This is a genomic window from Pseudomonas farsensis, assembly GCF_014268805.2.
In the GTDB taxonomy this organism is placed as follows: domain Bacteria; phylum Pseudomonadota; class Gammaproteobacteria; order Pseudomonadales; family Pseudomonadaceae; genus Aquipseudomonas; species Aquipseudomonas farsensis.
The window spans coordinates 214,167-230,019 of the sequence record NZ_JABWRF020000005.1 but is presented as its reverse complement, the minus strand read 5'-3'; the positions used below and the strand labels follow the sequence as shown (position 1 = coordinate 230,019).

Below are 15,853 nucleotides of genomic sequence, written 5' to 3'. Positions count from 1 at the left end.
CCCACGTTTCCATTAAAATCAGTTAGTTAGCGTTTGTTCTATGAGAGCTGGCGCCAGCCTGCGATGAGGCCGGTGCAGGCGTGCTTACAACCCTGGCCAAAGCGTTGCGTTTGAAAGGAGGTTGTGCGCGCGAGGGCTTAACTGCGGCACTTCACCGCACCCCGGGGTTTTTACCTATACTCCGCCGTACAATAGCCGCCACGATTCCTGACCGGATCTCTCCATGCCCCCACGTTGGCACATCGCCTGGATAGCCTGCTTCGCAGTGCTGTTCAACCTGCTGGCCATGCCGCTGTCTGCGGCCGCGCCCAAAGGCCCGGCCGAGCAGCTGCTGTGGGGGGCTTTCTGTTCGAGCATGGCGAACAAGAGCAAGGTCGATGTGCAGGCCCTGGCCAAGATCGACCTCGGCTCGCAAAGCGACGACAGCGCCAGCATGATGAACTGCTGGTGCTGCTCGGGCGCGGCGCCTTTGCTGGCCCTGCCGGGCCATGCTGCGCAATTGCACACCCCGCCGCTGCCGGCCACAGGCCACGCCCCGGCACTTGCCGACTACCAACCGACGCCGCGCCAGCTCTGGCCTGCGCTCAACCCCCGTGCCTCTCCGCTGGCCTGAGACCTTCACGCGTTCTGCCTGAACCTCAACCGATCGGAGAATCCACATGCTCAAGCAAGCCCTTGTCCTGGCCGCTCTCATGCTGCCCGGCGCGTTCGCCAATGCCCATGAATACAGCGTCGGCGACCTGCACATTGCCCACCCCTGGTCACTGGCACTACCGCCCAATGCGCCCAATGTCGCGGCCTACTTCGTGGTGCACAACAACGGCAAAAGCGATGATCGCCTGCTGTCGGTAGACACCCCGATCAGCAACGACGCGCAACTGCACGAGCACAGCATGACCGCCGCAGGCGCCATGAAGATGCAACAGGTGCCTTCGGTCGTTGTGCCCGCAGGCAAGGATGTCACCTTCGCCCCCAGCGCCTACCACGTGATGATCATGCAGCCCAAGGACCGCGGCCTGCTGACCGACGGCAAGCGCTTCCCGCTGACCCTGCACTTCGAGAAAGCCGGTGACATCACCGTGCAGGTCGCCGTGCAGCAGCAACCGCCCGCTGAGCAACCCGGCACCCAGCACGCGCACTGACCCAAGCCCTGGCGCTCATCGTGAGCCTGCCGCGCAACAGCTCCGCCCGCAGCACCCGCCCTGACCGCAGGCGCGTCGGTGGCGGCTGGCTGAGCCTGTTCGCCATGTGGATGATCTTCATCGGCCCGCTGGTTTCCCAGTCGATGCCGATGGAGCACCACGCCGGCATGTCCATGTCCATGCCGATGGACATGCCGATGCAGCACGGCCACGGCGAGGCCCATCACCAGGGCCACGGCAACGATGGCCAGCTGCATGTGATGTGGGAAAAGTGCGGTTACTGCAGCCTGCTGTTCAACTGCCCCACCCTGCCGCAAACCCTGAGCCCGCTGAGCCTGAGCAGCGCCCCCGCCCATACCCCACTGTTAGCCGCGACGCGCCAGGGCCACGCCCGGCAGGCTATCTTCCCCGGCGCGCGCAGCCGCGCCCCACCCCATTCGACCAGCGCCTGACAACACCTCAAAACGCACGTAGCCACGAAGGCTTCGCGCTTTTATCTGCCTGATCGACTGGAATCACTATGTCCAGCTGTACTTTTGCACCCACTCTTTCGCTGCGCGGCAGCATCGCCGTGCTGTGCGGCACATTGCTCGCGCCCCTGGCCCTGGCCGTCGAAACCGGCCATGAGGGCCACCAGCACGACGCCCCCGAGCTAAGCCCGACGGTCATCACCGCCATCGCCCCCAGCTCGCCGCTGACCGTGGTCACCAACCCCAAGGACCCACGCCAGCCGGTGCCCGCCAGCGACGGCGCCGACTACCTCAAGACCATCCCCGGCTTTTCGGCGATCCGCGCCGGCGGCACCAACGGCGACCCGGTGCTGCGCGGCATGTTCGGCTCGCGCCTGAACATCCTCACCAACGGCGGCCTGATGCTCGGCGCCTGCCCCAACCGCATGGACGCGCCGACCTCGTACATCTCGCCGGAAACCTACGACCGCCTCACCGTGATCAAAGGCCCGCAAAGCGTGATCTGGGGCCCCGGCGGCTCGGCCGGCACGGTACTGTTCGAGCGTGAGCCGGAGCAGTTCGGCGCCCTCGGCAGCCGGGTCAATGCCAGCCTGATGGCCGGCTCCAACGGCCGTTTCGACAAGGTGCTCGACGCTGCCGCCGGCAACCGCCTGGGTTATGTGCGCTTCGTCGGCAACCAGTCACGCTCGGACGACTACGAAGATGGCAACGGCGACACCGTGCCGTCACGCTGGGACAAGTGGAACGGCGACGTCAGCCTTGGCTGGACGCCAGACGCCGACACCCTGCTGGAGCTGACCGCAGGCAAGGGCGATGGCGAGTCGCGCTATGCCGGGCGCGGCATGGATGGTGCGCAGTTCAAGCGCGAAAGCCTTGGCCTGCGCTTTGAAAAGTCCAACCTCGGCGAGGTGCTCGACAAGGTCGAGGCGCAGGTCTACTACAACTACGCCGACCATGTGATGGACAACTACAGCCTGCGTACGCCCTCGGGCACCGGCATGATGGCCGGGCCCATGGCCGCGGCCGTCGACCGCCGCACCCTGGGCGCACGCATCAAGGCCACCTGGCGCTGGGCCGACGTGCAGCTGATCAGCGGCATGGACGCACAGACCAACGAGCACCGCGCACGCAGCGCCATGGGCGTCGACACCTACAAGGACAAAGCCTGGGAGAAGGACGCCGACTTCCACAATTACGGCGCCTTCAGCGAGCTCACCTGGTACGCCACCGGCGCTGACCGGCTGATCACCGGGGCCCGTCTGGACCGCGCCTCGGCCAAGGACTTCCGTAGCGACAGCGCCACCTCAGGCAACACCCGCGCCGACACCCTGCCCAGCGGCTTCGTGCGCTACGAGCATGATCTGGCGGCGCTTTCGGCCACCACCTACATCGGCCTCGGCCACGCCCAGCGCTTCCCTGACTACTGGGAGCTGTTCTCCCCCGACCAAGGCCCGGCAGGCTCGGCCAATGCCTTCGACAGCATCAAGCCGGAGAAAACTACCCAGCTGGACTTCGGTATCCAGTACCAGGGTGAACGGCTGGACGCCTGGGCCTCGGGGTATGTCGGGCAGATCCGCGATTACATCCTGTTCGACTATCGCACCGGCATGATGGGCATGAGCAGCACCCAGGCACAAAACGTCGACGCGCGTATCATGGGCGGCGAACTGGGCGCAGGCTACAAGCTCACCGAGCACTGGAAGGCCGATGCTACCCTGGCCTACGCCTGGGGCAAGAACAGCAGCGACGGCAAGGCGCTGCCGCAGATGCCACCGCTGGAAAGCCGCCTGGGCCTGACCTACAGCCGCGACGACTGGAGCGTCGGCAGCCTGTGGCGGCTGGTCTCGGCGCAAAACCGCATCGCTGAAAACCAGGGCAACGTGGTCGGCAAGGACTACCAGAAGAGCGGTGGTTTCGGCGTGTTCTCGCTGAACGGCGCGTACAAGGTCAACCGCAACCTCAAGCTCAGCGCCGGCGTCGACAACCTGTTCGACAAAGCCTACGCCGAGCACCTGAACCTTGCCGGCAACGCCGGGTTCGGTTACCCGGCGGATGACCCGCGCGCGGTCAACGAACCTGGCCGGACCTTCTGGACCAAAGTCGACATCAGCTTCTGACAACAATAAGGGGCGCGGGCCTGACCGCGCCCTGCTGGCAACACGGGAGGCTCCATGAGCAAACCAGCGGTATCGTTCTACAACCTGGCCTGGCGCTGGCACTTCTACGCGGGGCTGTTCGTTGCACCGTTCATGATCCTGCTGGCGCTCACCGGGATCATCTACCTGTTCAAGCCGCAGCTCGACCCGCTGCTGTACCGCGAGCTGATGGTGGTCGACGCCGGCGAGCACCGGCAAAGCGCCGACACCCTGATGGCCAGGGTGCAGGAAACCTATCCACAGGCGCATATCGGCCAGTACCTGCCACCGGTCAACGCCGAGCGCAGCGCGCAGTTCGTGGTGCATGACGCAGGCCGCGAGCTCAACGTCTTCATCGACCCCTACAGCGCACAGTTGCTGGGCGAGCAGGACGGCAAGCAGAACCTGCAAGCCATCGCCCGCGCCCTGCACGGCGAGCTGATGGTCGGTACCGTCGGCGACCGGCTGGTGGAGCTGGCCGCAGGCTGGGGCATCGTGCTGGTGGTGTCGGGGCTGTACCTGTGGTGGCCGCGCGGGCGAAGCCGCGCAGGTGTGCTGTGGCCACGTTTCAGCGCCCGCGGGCGCGTGCTGTGGCGCGACCTGCACGCCGTTACCGGGTTCTGGGGCTCGGCGCTGTTGCTGTTGATGCTGCTCAGCGGCATGACCTGGACTGGCCTGTGGGGCAAGCAGTACGCCGATTTGTGGAACCGCTTTCCGGCGGCCATGTGGAATGCCGTGCCCAAGTCTGACAAAGCGGCGCGCGACCTCAACAACGCCCACCGCCAGACCGTGCCGTGGGCGGTGGAAAACACCCCGATGCCGGCCTCCGGCGCCCATGCCGAGCACGCTGGCCACCATGTGATGGACCAAGGCCCGGCAGCGCCTCAGGTGAGCCTGCAGCAGGTCGAGGATGTGGCAACCCGTGGCCAGGTCGAGCCCGGCTATAGCATCATCCTGCCGACCAGTGCCGATGGGGTGTTCACCATTGCCGTGTTCGCCGACGACCCGCGCAACGATGCCACCCTGCATGTCGACCAATACACCGGCAAGGTGCTGGCCGATGTGCGCTGGCAGCATTACAGCCCGGTGGCACGGGCCACCGAGCTTGGCGTGATGCTGCACGAGGGCAAGCTGTTCGGCCCGCTGAACCAGGTCATCATCCTGCTGGTGTGCCTGATGATCCTGCTGGGTTCGGTGAGCGGGCTGGTGATGTGGTGGAAACGTAGGCCCCAGGGCGGTTTGGGCGTACCGCCGCTGCGCCATGACCTGCCGCGCTGGAAGACTGCCGTTGCGGTGATGCTGGTGCTGGGTGTGCTGTTCCCGCTGGTGGGGGTGTCGATGCTGGTGATGTGGGTGGCCGACAGCCTGGTTGTGCGGCGCCGGGCGATTGCCAACGCCTGAGCACTTCCCCTTGTAGGAGCGGCCTTGTGCCGCGATGGGGCGCGCAGCGGCCCCAGCGATTGTGCATGATGCTCAGATCCCGGGGCCGCTTCGCAGCCCTTCGCGACACAAGGCCGCTCCTACACCCCAAAACCAGTGTCGATCTGTCACGCCCCTATCTGGAACGGGCGTGTTAGCCTTATCGGCTAGCTCGTACAAGAAGACTGACACTCAATGGAATGCAGCCAATGACCCAACCCTCTTCACCGCAGGCTGGCGACCAGCACCTGCAACGCAACCTGACCAACCGCCATATCCAGCTCATCGCCATCGGCGGCGCCATCGGTACCGGCCTGTTCATGGGCTCGGGCAAGACCATCAGCCTGGCCGGCCCGTCGATCATCTTCGTCTACATGATCATCGGCTTCATGCTGTTCTTCGTCATGCGCGCCATGGGCGAACTGCTGCTGTCGAACCTCAACTACAAGTCGTTCATCGACTTCTCCGCCGACCTGCTCGGCCCCTGGGCTGGCTATTTCACCGGCTGGACCTACTGGTTCTGCTGGGTGGTGACCGGTATCGCCGATGTGGTGGCAATCGCCGCCTACTCGCAGTTCTGGTTCCCCGACATGCCGCAGTGGATACCCGCGCTCACCTGCGTGGCGGTGCTGCTGTCGCTGAACCTAGTGACGGTGAAGATGTTCGGCGAACTGGAGTTCTGGTTCGCGCTGATCAAGATCGTCGCCATTCTGGGCCTGGTGGTTACCGGCCTGTACATGGTCATCACCGGCTTCCAGTCGCCGGGCGGCGCCACCGCGAGCGTGGCCAACCTGTGGAACGACGACGGCATGTTCCCGCACGGCATGATGGGCTTCTTCGCCGGCTTCCAGATTGCGGTGTTCGCCTTTGTCGGCATCGAGCTGGTGGGCACCACCGCCGCTGAAGCCAAGGACCCGGAGCGCACCCTGCCCCGGGCGATCAACTCGATCCCGATCCGCATCATCGTGTTCTATGTGCTGGCCTTGCTGGCAATCATGGCGGTAACGCCGTGGCGCGACGTGGTGCCGGGCAAGAGCCCGTTCGTCGAGCTGTTCGTGCTGGCCGGCCTGCCGGCAGCGGCCAGCATCATCAACTTCGTGGTGCTCACCTCGGCGGCGTCCTCGGCCAACAGCGGCGTGTTCTCCACCAGCCGCATGCTGTTCGGCCTGGCCCAGGAAGGCGATGCCCCCAAAGCGTTCGAGAAACTCTCGCGCCGCTCGGTGCCGGCCAACGGCCTGTACTTCTCCTGCACCTGCCTGCTGCTGGGCGCGGTGCTGATCTACCTGGTGCCTGATGTGGTCGAAGCCTTCACCCTGGTGACCACGGTGTCGGCGGTGCTGTTCATGTTCGTCTGGACGCTGATCCTGCTGTCGTACCTGAGCTACCGCAAAAACCGCGCGTCGCTGCATCAAGCCTCGAACTACAAGATGCCCGGCGGGCGCTTCATGTGCTACGTGTGCCTGGCGTTCTTCGCCGGCATTCTGGTGCTGCTGAGCCTGGAAGCCGACACCCGCTCGGCGCTGGTGGTGACGCCGATCTGGTTTGTGCTGCTGGCGGTGACCTACCAGTTTGTACGCAGCAAGCATCATGCGCGTACCGCAGTGCGTAATGGCTAAATTCAAGTAGGGCCGCTGTGCGGCCCCTCACTACGCTCTTGCAGGCGGGTATCGCGCCAGGAGGGTCGCGCGAGATATTCATACACGCGTCGCCCCTCACCACCTCAGCCTTTCAGATTCCGCTCAGGCATCGACCTGATACTTTTGCCAGTTGTCACCCTCGCGCTGCTCTCCCAATACTCCCAACAGTGTCGTATCGCAATGACGATCTGCATTCACCTGGGAGCACATCCGTATGAGCAAACAATCCGCCAAAGCCCACACCTACGCCAAACTGTTCCCAGAACAGTTGGCCAACCCCTGTGACCCCGATGCACCTGAGTCGAACACCGGGCCCATCGCCTACCTGCATGCGTTGTACCAGCAGGCCCTGGAGCTGGAGCAAACCAGCACCTCCAGCGCCCGCCAGTTACTGGCGCAACGCCGGCCGGACATCGGCGAACTGCTGCTCGACCCCGCGCAGCTGGAGCAACCGGCCAGCGCATTGGCCCTGGCCATCCGCAGCCTCGCACGCAATGCCCAGGCTCGCGCAGGCGCCACGGCCTATTTGCCCGAGGTGCTGGCGAACGCCGGTCAGCATGCCAACCTGCCGTATAACTATGCCCACGAACAGATCAAGGCACTGCTCAGGCACAGGAAGATCCCGCACTTCGAATTGCTGCAGAAGGCAACGTACAGCTACCCCGGTTTCTGTTACCAGAACCTGCGAACCGATGAGCTGCGCCAGACCATGCGCAACGCCAGCGGCTTCGGCCCGGCGCTACAGGCACTGCTGCTGGAGGAAAAAGCACTGCGTCTTACTGGCGATCAGTGGCGCAAATGGTATGGCATGGACGATCTCGACGCCGAAGCCGCGAAAGCCGCACTACTGGACGTCGAAACCTTCTGCCAGCGAACCGGCCTTAGCTTAGAGCAGGTGCTGGAGATGCTTACCGTGGCTGGGGTCGATGACAACGCGAAGTCCGCCAACACCCTCGTGCACGATGCCCGCGCCTATCGCCCCGCAAACGCCCCGACCATCAGCAGGTTCCACAACGGTGCGGCCTACATCAATGCGCGGAGAAAGACACGCCTGGCGATCAAAGATGCGAACACAGGGGCCGGCATCAAGGCGCAGTTCGACATGATCGATTACGACTGTTTGTCACGCATGTACCAGATGATCCACCTGCAAAGGGAACTCGGGTTGCCTTTCAGCGTTGTGGATCATTTGCTGATGTCGATCCTGGGTGCCATAGGACAAGTCAAGTTGTTCAAGGACTGGCATCTGACGCCTGCCGCCCTGCGCGCCTTTGGGGTGTATCGCTACCTGAACGAAACCTATGGCATCAGCGCCGAACAGTTCAGCGCCCTGGTGTGCGAGATCTGCCCATATGGCGTTGGCGATCAGGTCGCCATGCTAGACCGGGTGCTGGATGGCCCGGGGGCAGGCCGGCCCGACACGCTCGACACGTTGATACTCGACGGCCGAACGCTCGATCCAGCCGATGGTGCCGACGGCCAATTCAAAGTGCTACCCGCGTTTGCCAAGGCAGTGGGCGCAGACGAACAGACAACCCTGGCTTATCTGGCACGAGCCAAGCAAGCGCTTGGGGCAAGTGAACTTTCTGTATCACTGCCGCTGCTGTCCTCTCTATACCGCCAAAGCCGCCTGCATCGGCTGTTCAAACGCTCCCCCCAGGAAGCCAGCGCTTTGGCGGCATTGCTGGCCACCACGGGTTGCGACGTGATGGCCCAGCTGGCCGGAACCCCAGTTATCGACGATCAGGCAGCCACGGATATGCTGGATACCTTGGTCGCCTTGAGCAACCTCGATCAATGGCTGCGCGAGCAGCGCATCGCACCGAGTGCATTGTTGGAGGCCTTAGCACCTGTCCCGTCCGCGGAAGTGGCTCTGCACAGCAAGTTGCTGAACACCCTCAAAGAGCAGTCTCACGCCATCGAAGAAGTGCTTTCGCCCAGGAGCACGGCTAACCGGCAGCAGGAACTGGCTGCTCAATTGCTGGTAAGTGTGTTTGGCTCCCAACCCAAGAGTTCTGGGCTTACCACACAACATGCCCTGCCGCTCCTGCGTTGGGCCGATACCTGGGCAAAGAACGTTCTGGAGGCAGCCCGCGCAATTACCGATGTGAACAGCACGCCTGAAGCAAAGCGCACAGCGACCCAATTGTGGTTCAAGCTCGAGCGCCGCTGCGCATTGAGCATACTGTTACGCTTGAGCCCGGGTGCAATACATGCACTCTGTGACCATCCTGAGTGGTTCGACTTGGAGAAGGGCTCCTTAGACGATGTGAACCTGGACCTTTGTTATCAGCTCAGTCGCTTCGGCGAATGGGTTGAGCGGTGCAAGATAGCAGGCGCAGATGAACCTGATGCCATCGACTTTCTATCCAGGCATCGCGCCAGCACGGCAGAAACTAAAGTGGCAGAGGCGGCCAAAGCATTAGCGGTGTTGATTGACTGGGACGAAAGCGAAGTCAGGGATGCCTGCCCCTGCGTTCCGACCAAACAATGGGTCGAGGATAACAGGCCGACATTTAACGACTTCCTGGAAACATTGTCCGAAGCAGGGCTCAGTAAGTACAATGAATATGACCTCTCCTATCTGTTTGCTTTGTTCGTCGTTCGTCCGGCAGGCGCCTACCGTTACGCCAACGAAGGCACTCAAGACTTTATCGATAAACTGGCAGACTTCACCATCAAATACCCCGGGCCTCTCCTGCTAACCCAGGACCAATATAAAAGAGCTTACTTTCCGGAAAAATGGAAAGCACGAGCTAGAAAATTCCCTACTTATCGGTTTTCTCCACTTACCCTCGAAGCGCTGGCTGAACGCCCTCATACGGTCAAGCGCGAAGTCGGTATCCCTTGCGTGCCCTGCACGATCAGCGACATCGACTTCATCCTTCGCCTGAAAACACTCAGCAGCAGAACCGGCTTGGCATGCTCGTCACTACTGGGCCTTACCGAACTAGACGAAACAGCGCCCTACCTTGAGTACGAAAGCATCAGCCAATTGCTACTGGCGGGTGCCGATGACGGGCTTCGTGAATGCGTCGACAAGCAGACCCGCGAACACTGGCGCGATGCGCTTGCTGGTTACCTCATCGCATACTGGCCCACTGGCACAGCCACCACCGAGGCCACCTTCACCTCGCTGGACGACCTGTCGAGCTATTGCTTGTGCGATATCCGTGTCAGCAGCGCTGTCAGCACTACGCTGCTCAACCAGGCCATCAGCAGCCTGCAGTATTACCTTTCACAACTGTACGCAAAGTTGGAGCCCGGGTACGACGAAACCACACCTTCAGCTGCCAGCCTAGTGCAGTGGCAGAGCAAACTTGGGCTATACGCTACATGGAAGCGCGACAGGGACCAACGCAACCACCCGGCCAACCTCATCTACTACGCCAACCGGCCCAACAAGAGCGTGGCATTTCAAGAGCTGGAGGCCGAGCTCAACCAAGGCAGGATGGACACCGCTTTGTTGCAAACGGCCATTTTCAACTATCTGACCAAGTTCGAGCGAGTCAGCAACCTGCAGGTGGTCAGCGGTTATCTGGATGGTCATGACCCCAAGCGCGACACCTATCACTTGATCGCCAAGACCAATACCACGCCCTACGAGTATTACTGGCGAACTCTCGACATGGGGATGCGCGACAATAAGGAGCGGTTGAGCCCCTTGGCCTGGAGCGAATGGCAGAAAGTCGGGCTGGCTGCAACCGACGAACTCTCCAAAAGCACCGACAACTACGACGCCATACGCCCGGTGGTCATTGCCGGGCGTCGCTATGTCTTCTGGGTGGAACGTAGCAGCACTGACTTGCCGGACGGAGAAGATGCCACCAAAACCCTGAAGCAGAAACGCAAGTTTTCCGTGCGCTACGCATTCCAGAAAAGTGATGGTGCGTGGAGTACAAGCAATGAGCTGATGCGTCTTGATGGCTTCGACAGGGAAGGCAAGTGGAACCCTGATAACTTTGCGAAAAACATGGACTTCAAACCCGGCCTGATTGTAGTGGTCGACAATGCAGCCGCTCTTCGAGGTGACCCTTGGCTAGTCACGCTGCTGTACGACACTAGCAAGCCAGAGACAACCGAGTTGAAAAAGGGCGTTGACTTCTACATCGAAGCACGCGACCTGCTGCTTATAGAAGAAAAGCCAATTCACTCCCTCTACTCGGCGTCAACCATCAAGCATTTACTAAAACGCTATAAAAACAGGTCCACTCTTCAACACCCCTATACCGGTGCGCCCTTCAGCGTGAGCTGCGAACCATCCCCCCCGCTTCAGAACACAGACATATTAGTGGATGTGAAAGCAAGGGTTGCCTCTGACGCTGACAACATACTAGCTGTAACAGTGAACCGTAGCGCCAAAGACAAATCCGGATATTCCAATTATGCACAGCTCGCCATCTATCTCGCCAACGCCCCTGAAGCACCACTGAAATCCGCCGATTACAGACTGCAAGACCAAGGACACAATCAAGCACAAATATTCGAGTTAGACATTGAACGGGACACTGGATACATCCTTAAACTCACCATGGGCAAAGCTGACTCGCGGGTTTCCCTCGACTATAGCGTTACGGTCAAAGCGCTTAAAACCGATGAACTCTGGGCTGTATCCATCGCCAGCAACACGGCTCAAGCGCAATATCTGGATCTGACAAAAGCAAAAAGCCTCGCGCCTATTCTCAATACAGAAAAACTGCGTCTCAATACCCTGTTCGGCAAGCGTCTGGTCGCACGCGCCAGCCAAGGCGTGCAGCGAGTACTAGCCTGGGATACGCAGACACTTCAAGAACCCGGGTTGGATGCCCCGGCATCCACAGTTGAACTAGACTTTCATGGCGCCAACGCCCTTTACTTTCGCGAGCTGTTCCTTCATCTACCCGCAATGGTTGCCATGCGTCTTACTGAGCAGCAACAATTCGAAGAGGCGCAAGACTGGTACCTGCGTTACTTGTTTAACCCCTACCGAATCGCGTCCGACGAAGCGGGGCGCCCTGCACCGTGGTGCACGCGCCCCCTGTCGCAGGTGGGCACCCTGAGTTCGACGCTTCACCAGGGGGTAGACCCCATAAGCCATGTCTTCGTACTAGCCCGGCATTATCAGCAAGCGATCTATCTCGGCTTCCTCGAGAACTGGCTTGCGCAAGGCGACCACTACTACCGCCAACTTACGCTGAGCACGCTCAACCAAGCCTGGCTGTGCTACCAGCAGGCACTCAAGCTGCTCGGCCCGTTACCCGAGGGCCACAACGCATCGCGCTGGACAGCGACCACCTTAGCCTCACTCGACTCCAATGCATTCCGCACGCCGCTCAACCGTCGGGTACTGGAGCTGAGCAAGACACTCCAGAACAGGCTACACAACCTACGCCATGGGCTCACGCTGGATGGCAAGACACTACCGCCACTGGACTGGAGCAGCGAGGGCCAGGAGGCGTTTGACAGTTCGCAGGGCGGCGTAAGCAACCTGCCCATCACTTATCAAGACCGTAAACAACCAGTTCCCCACTATCGTTTCCGCCAATTGTTACCCAGCGCCAAAGCTGCGGCCCAGCAGTTGTCCGACTTTGGGCGGCACTACATGAAACTGATGGAGGATGAGTCCAACACCACCCTTGGGGCGCAGCTCAAGGAGCAGGACATCAAAATGGTCGACTTTACCATTCGTATGCAGAAAGAGGCCATCAGCGCAATCCAGGCCAGGAAGAAAGCATTGCTGCTCAGCCGAAACAAAGCCGCCGCACAGAACGATTATCTTAGTCATCTCATCGATGTCGGTCGCTCGCCAGAAGAGGAGGCCGCCACAGGGCTTACCTGGTCGGCAAACAGTGCCTTGCTGATGAGCATACCGTTCGAACTGGCATCAGGTTTGACGGAAGCCGCCGTGCCCACGATCTATGGGATGGCCATTGGCGGCAACAATGTGTCGGCACCAATGGCCAGAGCTGCCCAGGCGCTATATGCCACAGCGGATGCAGCGAGCATGATCGCTGATGAACTCCAGACCCAAGCCGGCTACAACCGCCGGGCAGCCGAGTGGGCATTCGACAAGAGCCAGGTTGAGTGGGATATCAAGATCCTTGACCAACAACTCGACGAAACCAATATCGAGCTCAAGGCCAGCACCATTGCCCTGGCCCAGTGCGAACAGGATCGGGTCAACCTGAAGGAAGCCTATGTGACCATGACCACCGGCTTTTGCATCATCCCGGTCTACAACTGGCTGGTGGCGCGCCAGGAGCATCTCTACGGTGCAGCGTACGATGCCGTCCGCTCCTTGTGCCTGGTGGTAGAAGCTGCGTGGCGCTACGAGATCGGCGACTATCGACGCACCAGTTTCATCAATACCACGGCCTGGCGGAACAATTACAAAGGCATGCTGGTAGGCGAATCCCTGCTGGTGAACCTGCAGCATATGGAAAATGAATACCTGCTCAAAAACGAGCGACGTCTGACCATCAAGAAATCGTTCAGCCTGAAGGCCCATGCGGGCGAGCCCGCATGGGCCAACGTGTTCAAAAAGCAGAACCCGCCCCCTGCATCGCTTGTATATAGTTTCGCGTTCTCGGCCAGTGACTTTGACAAAAATTACCCAGGCCACTACCTGCGCCAGCTCAAGTACGTGTCGGTGACCCTTGTGCTCAATACCAACGCAAGCCTCGACGAACTCTGCGCCACCCTGACCCAGACGGGCAGTACCATCTTGCTCGAGGCCGACAAGGATGCAGCCCGCTCGCTGTATCCAGCCAAGATCGGCGTATCCGAAATCGACCAGAAGGAAGTCGATGATGCCGGCAAGGATCACATGCGCGTCATGCGCAATCCGAGCGTGAACCAACAGATCGCACTTTCATCGACGGTGGCCGAGGATGGGTTGGGTTATGACCCAGGCACCTGGGTCTACGAACTGATGTTCCACGACGGCCGTTATCTGCCCTTCGAGGGCACGGGTGCCATTTCACAATGGACCCTGGAAATTTTAGGCAGCGAGAAACTGCTTGCCGACCCTACGGTGATTGCCGACATCAAGTTGAACATGGTCTATACGGCCAAGGCAGGCGATGACGATTTCAGGGCACATGCCAGCAAACTGCGCAGGTCTGAGTAGACACAAAAGATTCAGGACAACATCCCGATGCAGCCCCCTCCGTTGACTTACCAAGCCAAGGTGGACTTGGACAATGATCACGGCAGACGATGACGAAACCTGCGAGGGCCGCTGGTCGGCCCACCACAGCGCCCTAATACCTCGCACAACCCCCTCTACCACGCCCCTCCCGCCCCTCGGCACAGCCCTTGCAATCTCCGACTCAGCCATCACCACAACAATCACATCGCAGAGAGCACATATTGTTCATGTTCGTCTGAACGCTGATCCTGCTGTCGTACCTGAGTGAACTGGCCTAATGATCCCGGACACCTCTTAAGGGCGATATGATTCGCCCATTCAGGAGGTTCCATGCCAGAGAGAAAGACCTATACCCGTGAGTTCAAGCAACGTGCTGCAAGCATGGTTCTTGATGACAACTGCTCGATTCCTGACGTCTGTGCATCGATGGAGGTCGGCCGTACCGCCTTGCGTCGTTGGGTGGACCAGGTGAGAAAAGAGCGCCAGAAAGGGCAGCCAGTTGCAGGTACCAAAGCAATCAGCGATGAGCAGCGAGAACTTCAGCAGTTACGCGCCAAGGTAAAGCGCCTGGAGACCGAGGCCGAAATCTTAAAAAAGGCTACCGCTCTCTTGATGTCGGATCCCTATCGTTTTTCCTGATCGAGGAACTGAGAGAGTCAGGCTTTTATCCGACTAATCAGCTTTGCAGTGCTTTTGGCGTTTCCCGTAGCGCGTTTTACGACTGGGTCCATCGCCGCTCCAAACCTAATACCGAGCGTGATGCGCTGAGGGAGAAGGTTGTACAACTGCATACTGAAAGTAGAGAAAGTGCCGGTGCAAGAATGATCTCTCAGTGTTTGAAAGCGCAGCAACTCAAGGTTGGAAGGTATCTTGTGGGAAGGCTGATGGCCGAGGCGAATGTGGCTAGCAGGCAGCGTCGCCGCCACCAATATCGCTCCAGGGGCGTCGAGGCATTTGTGGCGAAGAATCTCCTTGAGCGCAACTTCCAACCTACAGCCGTCAATCAGGTGTGGTGCGACGATGTTACCAGCCTGATGGTCGGGAAACGCTGGTATCACTTGGCGGTGGTCATTGATCTGTTTGCCCGCCGAGTTGTTGGCTGGGCATTTTCTCTGATCAATGATGCCAACCTGGTTAGCAACGCGCTGACTATGGCGGTCGGCGTTCGGGGCGCACCTGCGGGTTTGATGTTTCATTCGGATCAAGGCTGCCAATACACCAGTCAGCGCTTCCAGTCCGAGCTGCTTAAACATGGCATAACTCAAAGCATGAGCCGCAGAGGCCAGTGTTGGGACAATGCGCCAACGGAACGATTGTTCGGCACGCTCAAGTCAGAATGGGTGCCTGCCAAGGGCTATTCAGAGATCGAAGAAGCTAGAAGCGACATGACTAACTTCTTCATGCGCTACAACCGAATCAGGCTCCACAGCTACAACGATTATCTGTCGCCAATAGCCAAGGAGCTGCAGGCGGCCTAAACACCGTAATCGGTGTCCGGAAAAACTTGACCAGTTCAAGGGCGGCTCCTCCAGAAAATGCCTCGTACCCTCCTTGTTGATGTACAAGGTGCCACGCCGCCCAGGCCGGTCGATGATTGCCGTTATCGCCCCGTCCTTGTCGCTGACCATCACCACCGAGCCCTCCACCAGCCCCTTGGCCGGCTCGATCAGATTGCCACTCTCGATCGTGTAACCCTGGGCATTTTCTTCTGAATGGCCGGATACATATTGGTAGGTACCCAACTCTTGCTGCACCACGCTCAACGGGCTTGCTCCTGCCTTGGGATCCTGCGCATGGGCCGTGGATATCAGCGGGCAGACGACGAGCAGCAATGAACAGAGTTGCACAAGGCGATGACGGAACATGACGAGTGTCTCCACACAGGGATGAACACTGTCGACGATAGGAAGGGCTCCGCCGC

General features: G+C 60.2%; 10 protein-coding genes. 9 read left to right on the top strand and 1 reads right to left on the bottom strand.

The annotated features are described in order from the left end of the window. Nucleotides 1-223: 223 nt before the first annotated feature. From HU719_RS23265 to HU719_RS23230, 9 genes are all read left to right on the top strand, one after another. Nucleotides 224-613, top strand: a complete 390-nt coding sequence (locus HU719_RS23265; protein ID WP_186520526.1) for a DUF2946 domain-containing protein — start codon at nt 224-226, stop codon at nt 611-613. Between the two features lie 46 nt (nt 614-659). Then, complete coding sequence (locus HU719_RS23260) at nt 660-1,142, top strand: copper chaperone PCu(A)C (protein WP_186536248.1); 483 nt, start codon at nt 660-662, stop codon at nt 1,140-1,142. Nucleotides 1,143-1,162: 20 nt separating this feature from the next. After that, nucleotides 1,163-1,594, top strand: a complete 432-nt coding sequence (locus HU719_RS23255) for a DUF2946 domain-containing protein (RefSeq protein ID WP_186536246.1) — start codon at nt 1,163-1,165, stop codon at nt 1,592-1,594. 68 nt (nt 1,595-1,662) lie between these two features. Next, a complete protein-coding gene (locus tag HU719_RS23250) occupies nt 1,663-3,729 on the top strand; it encodes a TonB-dependent copper receptor (RefSeq protein ID WP_186536245.1) in 2,067 nt (688 codons plus the stop codon). Nucleotides 3,730-3,783: 54 nt separating this feature from the next. Then, a complete protein-coding gene (locus HU719_RS23245) occupies nt 3,784-5,148 on the top strand; it encodes a PepSY-associated TM helix domain-containing protein (RefSeq protein WP_186536244.1) in 1,365 nt (454 codons plus the stop codon). A gap of 227 nt (nt 5,149-5,375) precedes the next feature. Then, complete coding sequence (gene cycA / locus HU719_RS23240) at nt 5,376-6,782, top strand: D-serine/D-alanine/glycine transporter (protein ID WP_186520521.1); 1,407 nt, start codon at nt 5,376-5,378, stop codon at nt 6,780-6,782. A 235-nt stretch (nt 6,783-7,017) separates the two neighbouring features. Continuing rightward, nucleotides 7,018-13,911, top strand: a complete 6,894-nt coding sequence (locus HU719_RS23235) for a Tc toxin subunit A-related protein (RefSeq protein ID WP_186536243.1) — start codon at nt 7,018-7,020, stop codon at nt 13,909-13,911. A gap of 351 nt (nt 13,912-14,262) precedes the next feature. Further along, on the top strand, nt 14,263-14,571 hold the full coding sequence (locus HU719_RS23675) for a transposase (protein WP_225917406.1): 309 nt from the start codon (nt 14,263-14,265) through the stop codon (nt 14,569-14,571). Continuing rightward, entirely contained in the window at nt 14,568-15,410 is an 843-nt protein-coding gene (locus tag HU719_RS23230; RefSeq protein ID WP_225917411.1) for an IS3 family transposase, read from the top strand. Before HU719_RS23675 ends, HU719_RS23230 begins: the two co-directional genes overlap by 4 nt. Here the strand turns inward: HU719_RS23230 and HU719_RS23225 are convergent. Further along, nucleotides 15,291-15,797, bottom strand: coding sequence for a hypothetical protein (locus HU719_RS23225; RefSeq protein WP_186520519.1), 507 nt, complete (start codon nt 15,795-15,797; stop codon nt 15,291-15,293). The two genes, HU719_RS23230 and HU719_RS23225, sit on opposite strands and share 120 nt — an antisense overlap. Nucleotides 15,798-15,853: the final 56 nt, after the last annotated feature.

Excerpts from the sequence above, each read along its gene's own strand:
- HU719_RS23675 (WP_225917406.1), top strand. The coding sequence starts at position 14,263 with ATGCCAGAGAGAAAGACCTATACCCGTGAGTTCAAGCAACGTGCTGCA.
- HU719_RS23250 (WP_186536245.1), top strand. The coding sequence starts at position 1,663 with ATGTCCAGCTGTACTTTTGCACCCACTCTTTCGCTGCGCGGCAGCATC.
- HU719_RS23260 (WP_186536248.1), top strand. The coding sequence starts at position 660 with ATGCTCAAGCAAGCCCTTGTCCTGGCCGCTCTCATGCTGCCCGGCGCG.
- cycA (WP_186520521.1), top strand. The coding sequence starts at position 5,376 with ATGACCCAACCCTCTTCACCGCAGGCTGGCGACCAGCACCTGCAACGC.
- HU719_RS23235 (WP_186536243.1), top strand. The coding sequence starts at position 7,018 with ATGAGCAAACAATCCGCCAAAGCCCACACCTACGCCAAACTGTTCCCA.
- HU719_RS23245 (WP_186536244.1), top strand. The coding sequence starts at position 3,784 with ATGAGCAAACCAGCGGTATCGTTCTACAACCTGGCCTGGCGCTGGCAC.
- HU719_RS23225 (WP_186520519.1), bottom strand. The coding sequence starts at position 15,797 with ATGTTCCGTCATCGCCTTGTGCAACTCTGTTCATTGCTGCTCGTCGTC.
- HU719_RS23265 (WP_186520526.1), top strand. The coding sequence starts at position 224 with ATGCCCCCACGTTGGCACATCGCCTGGATAGCCTGCTTCGCAGTGCTG.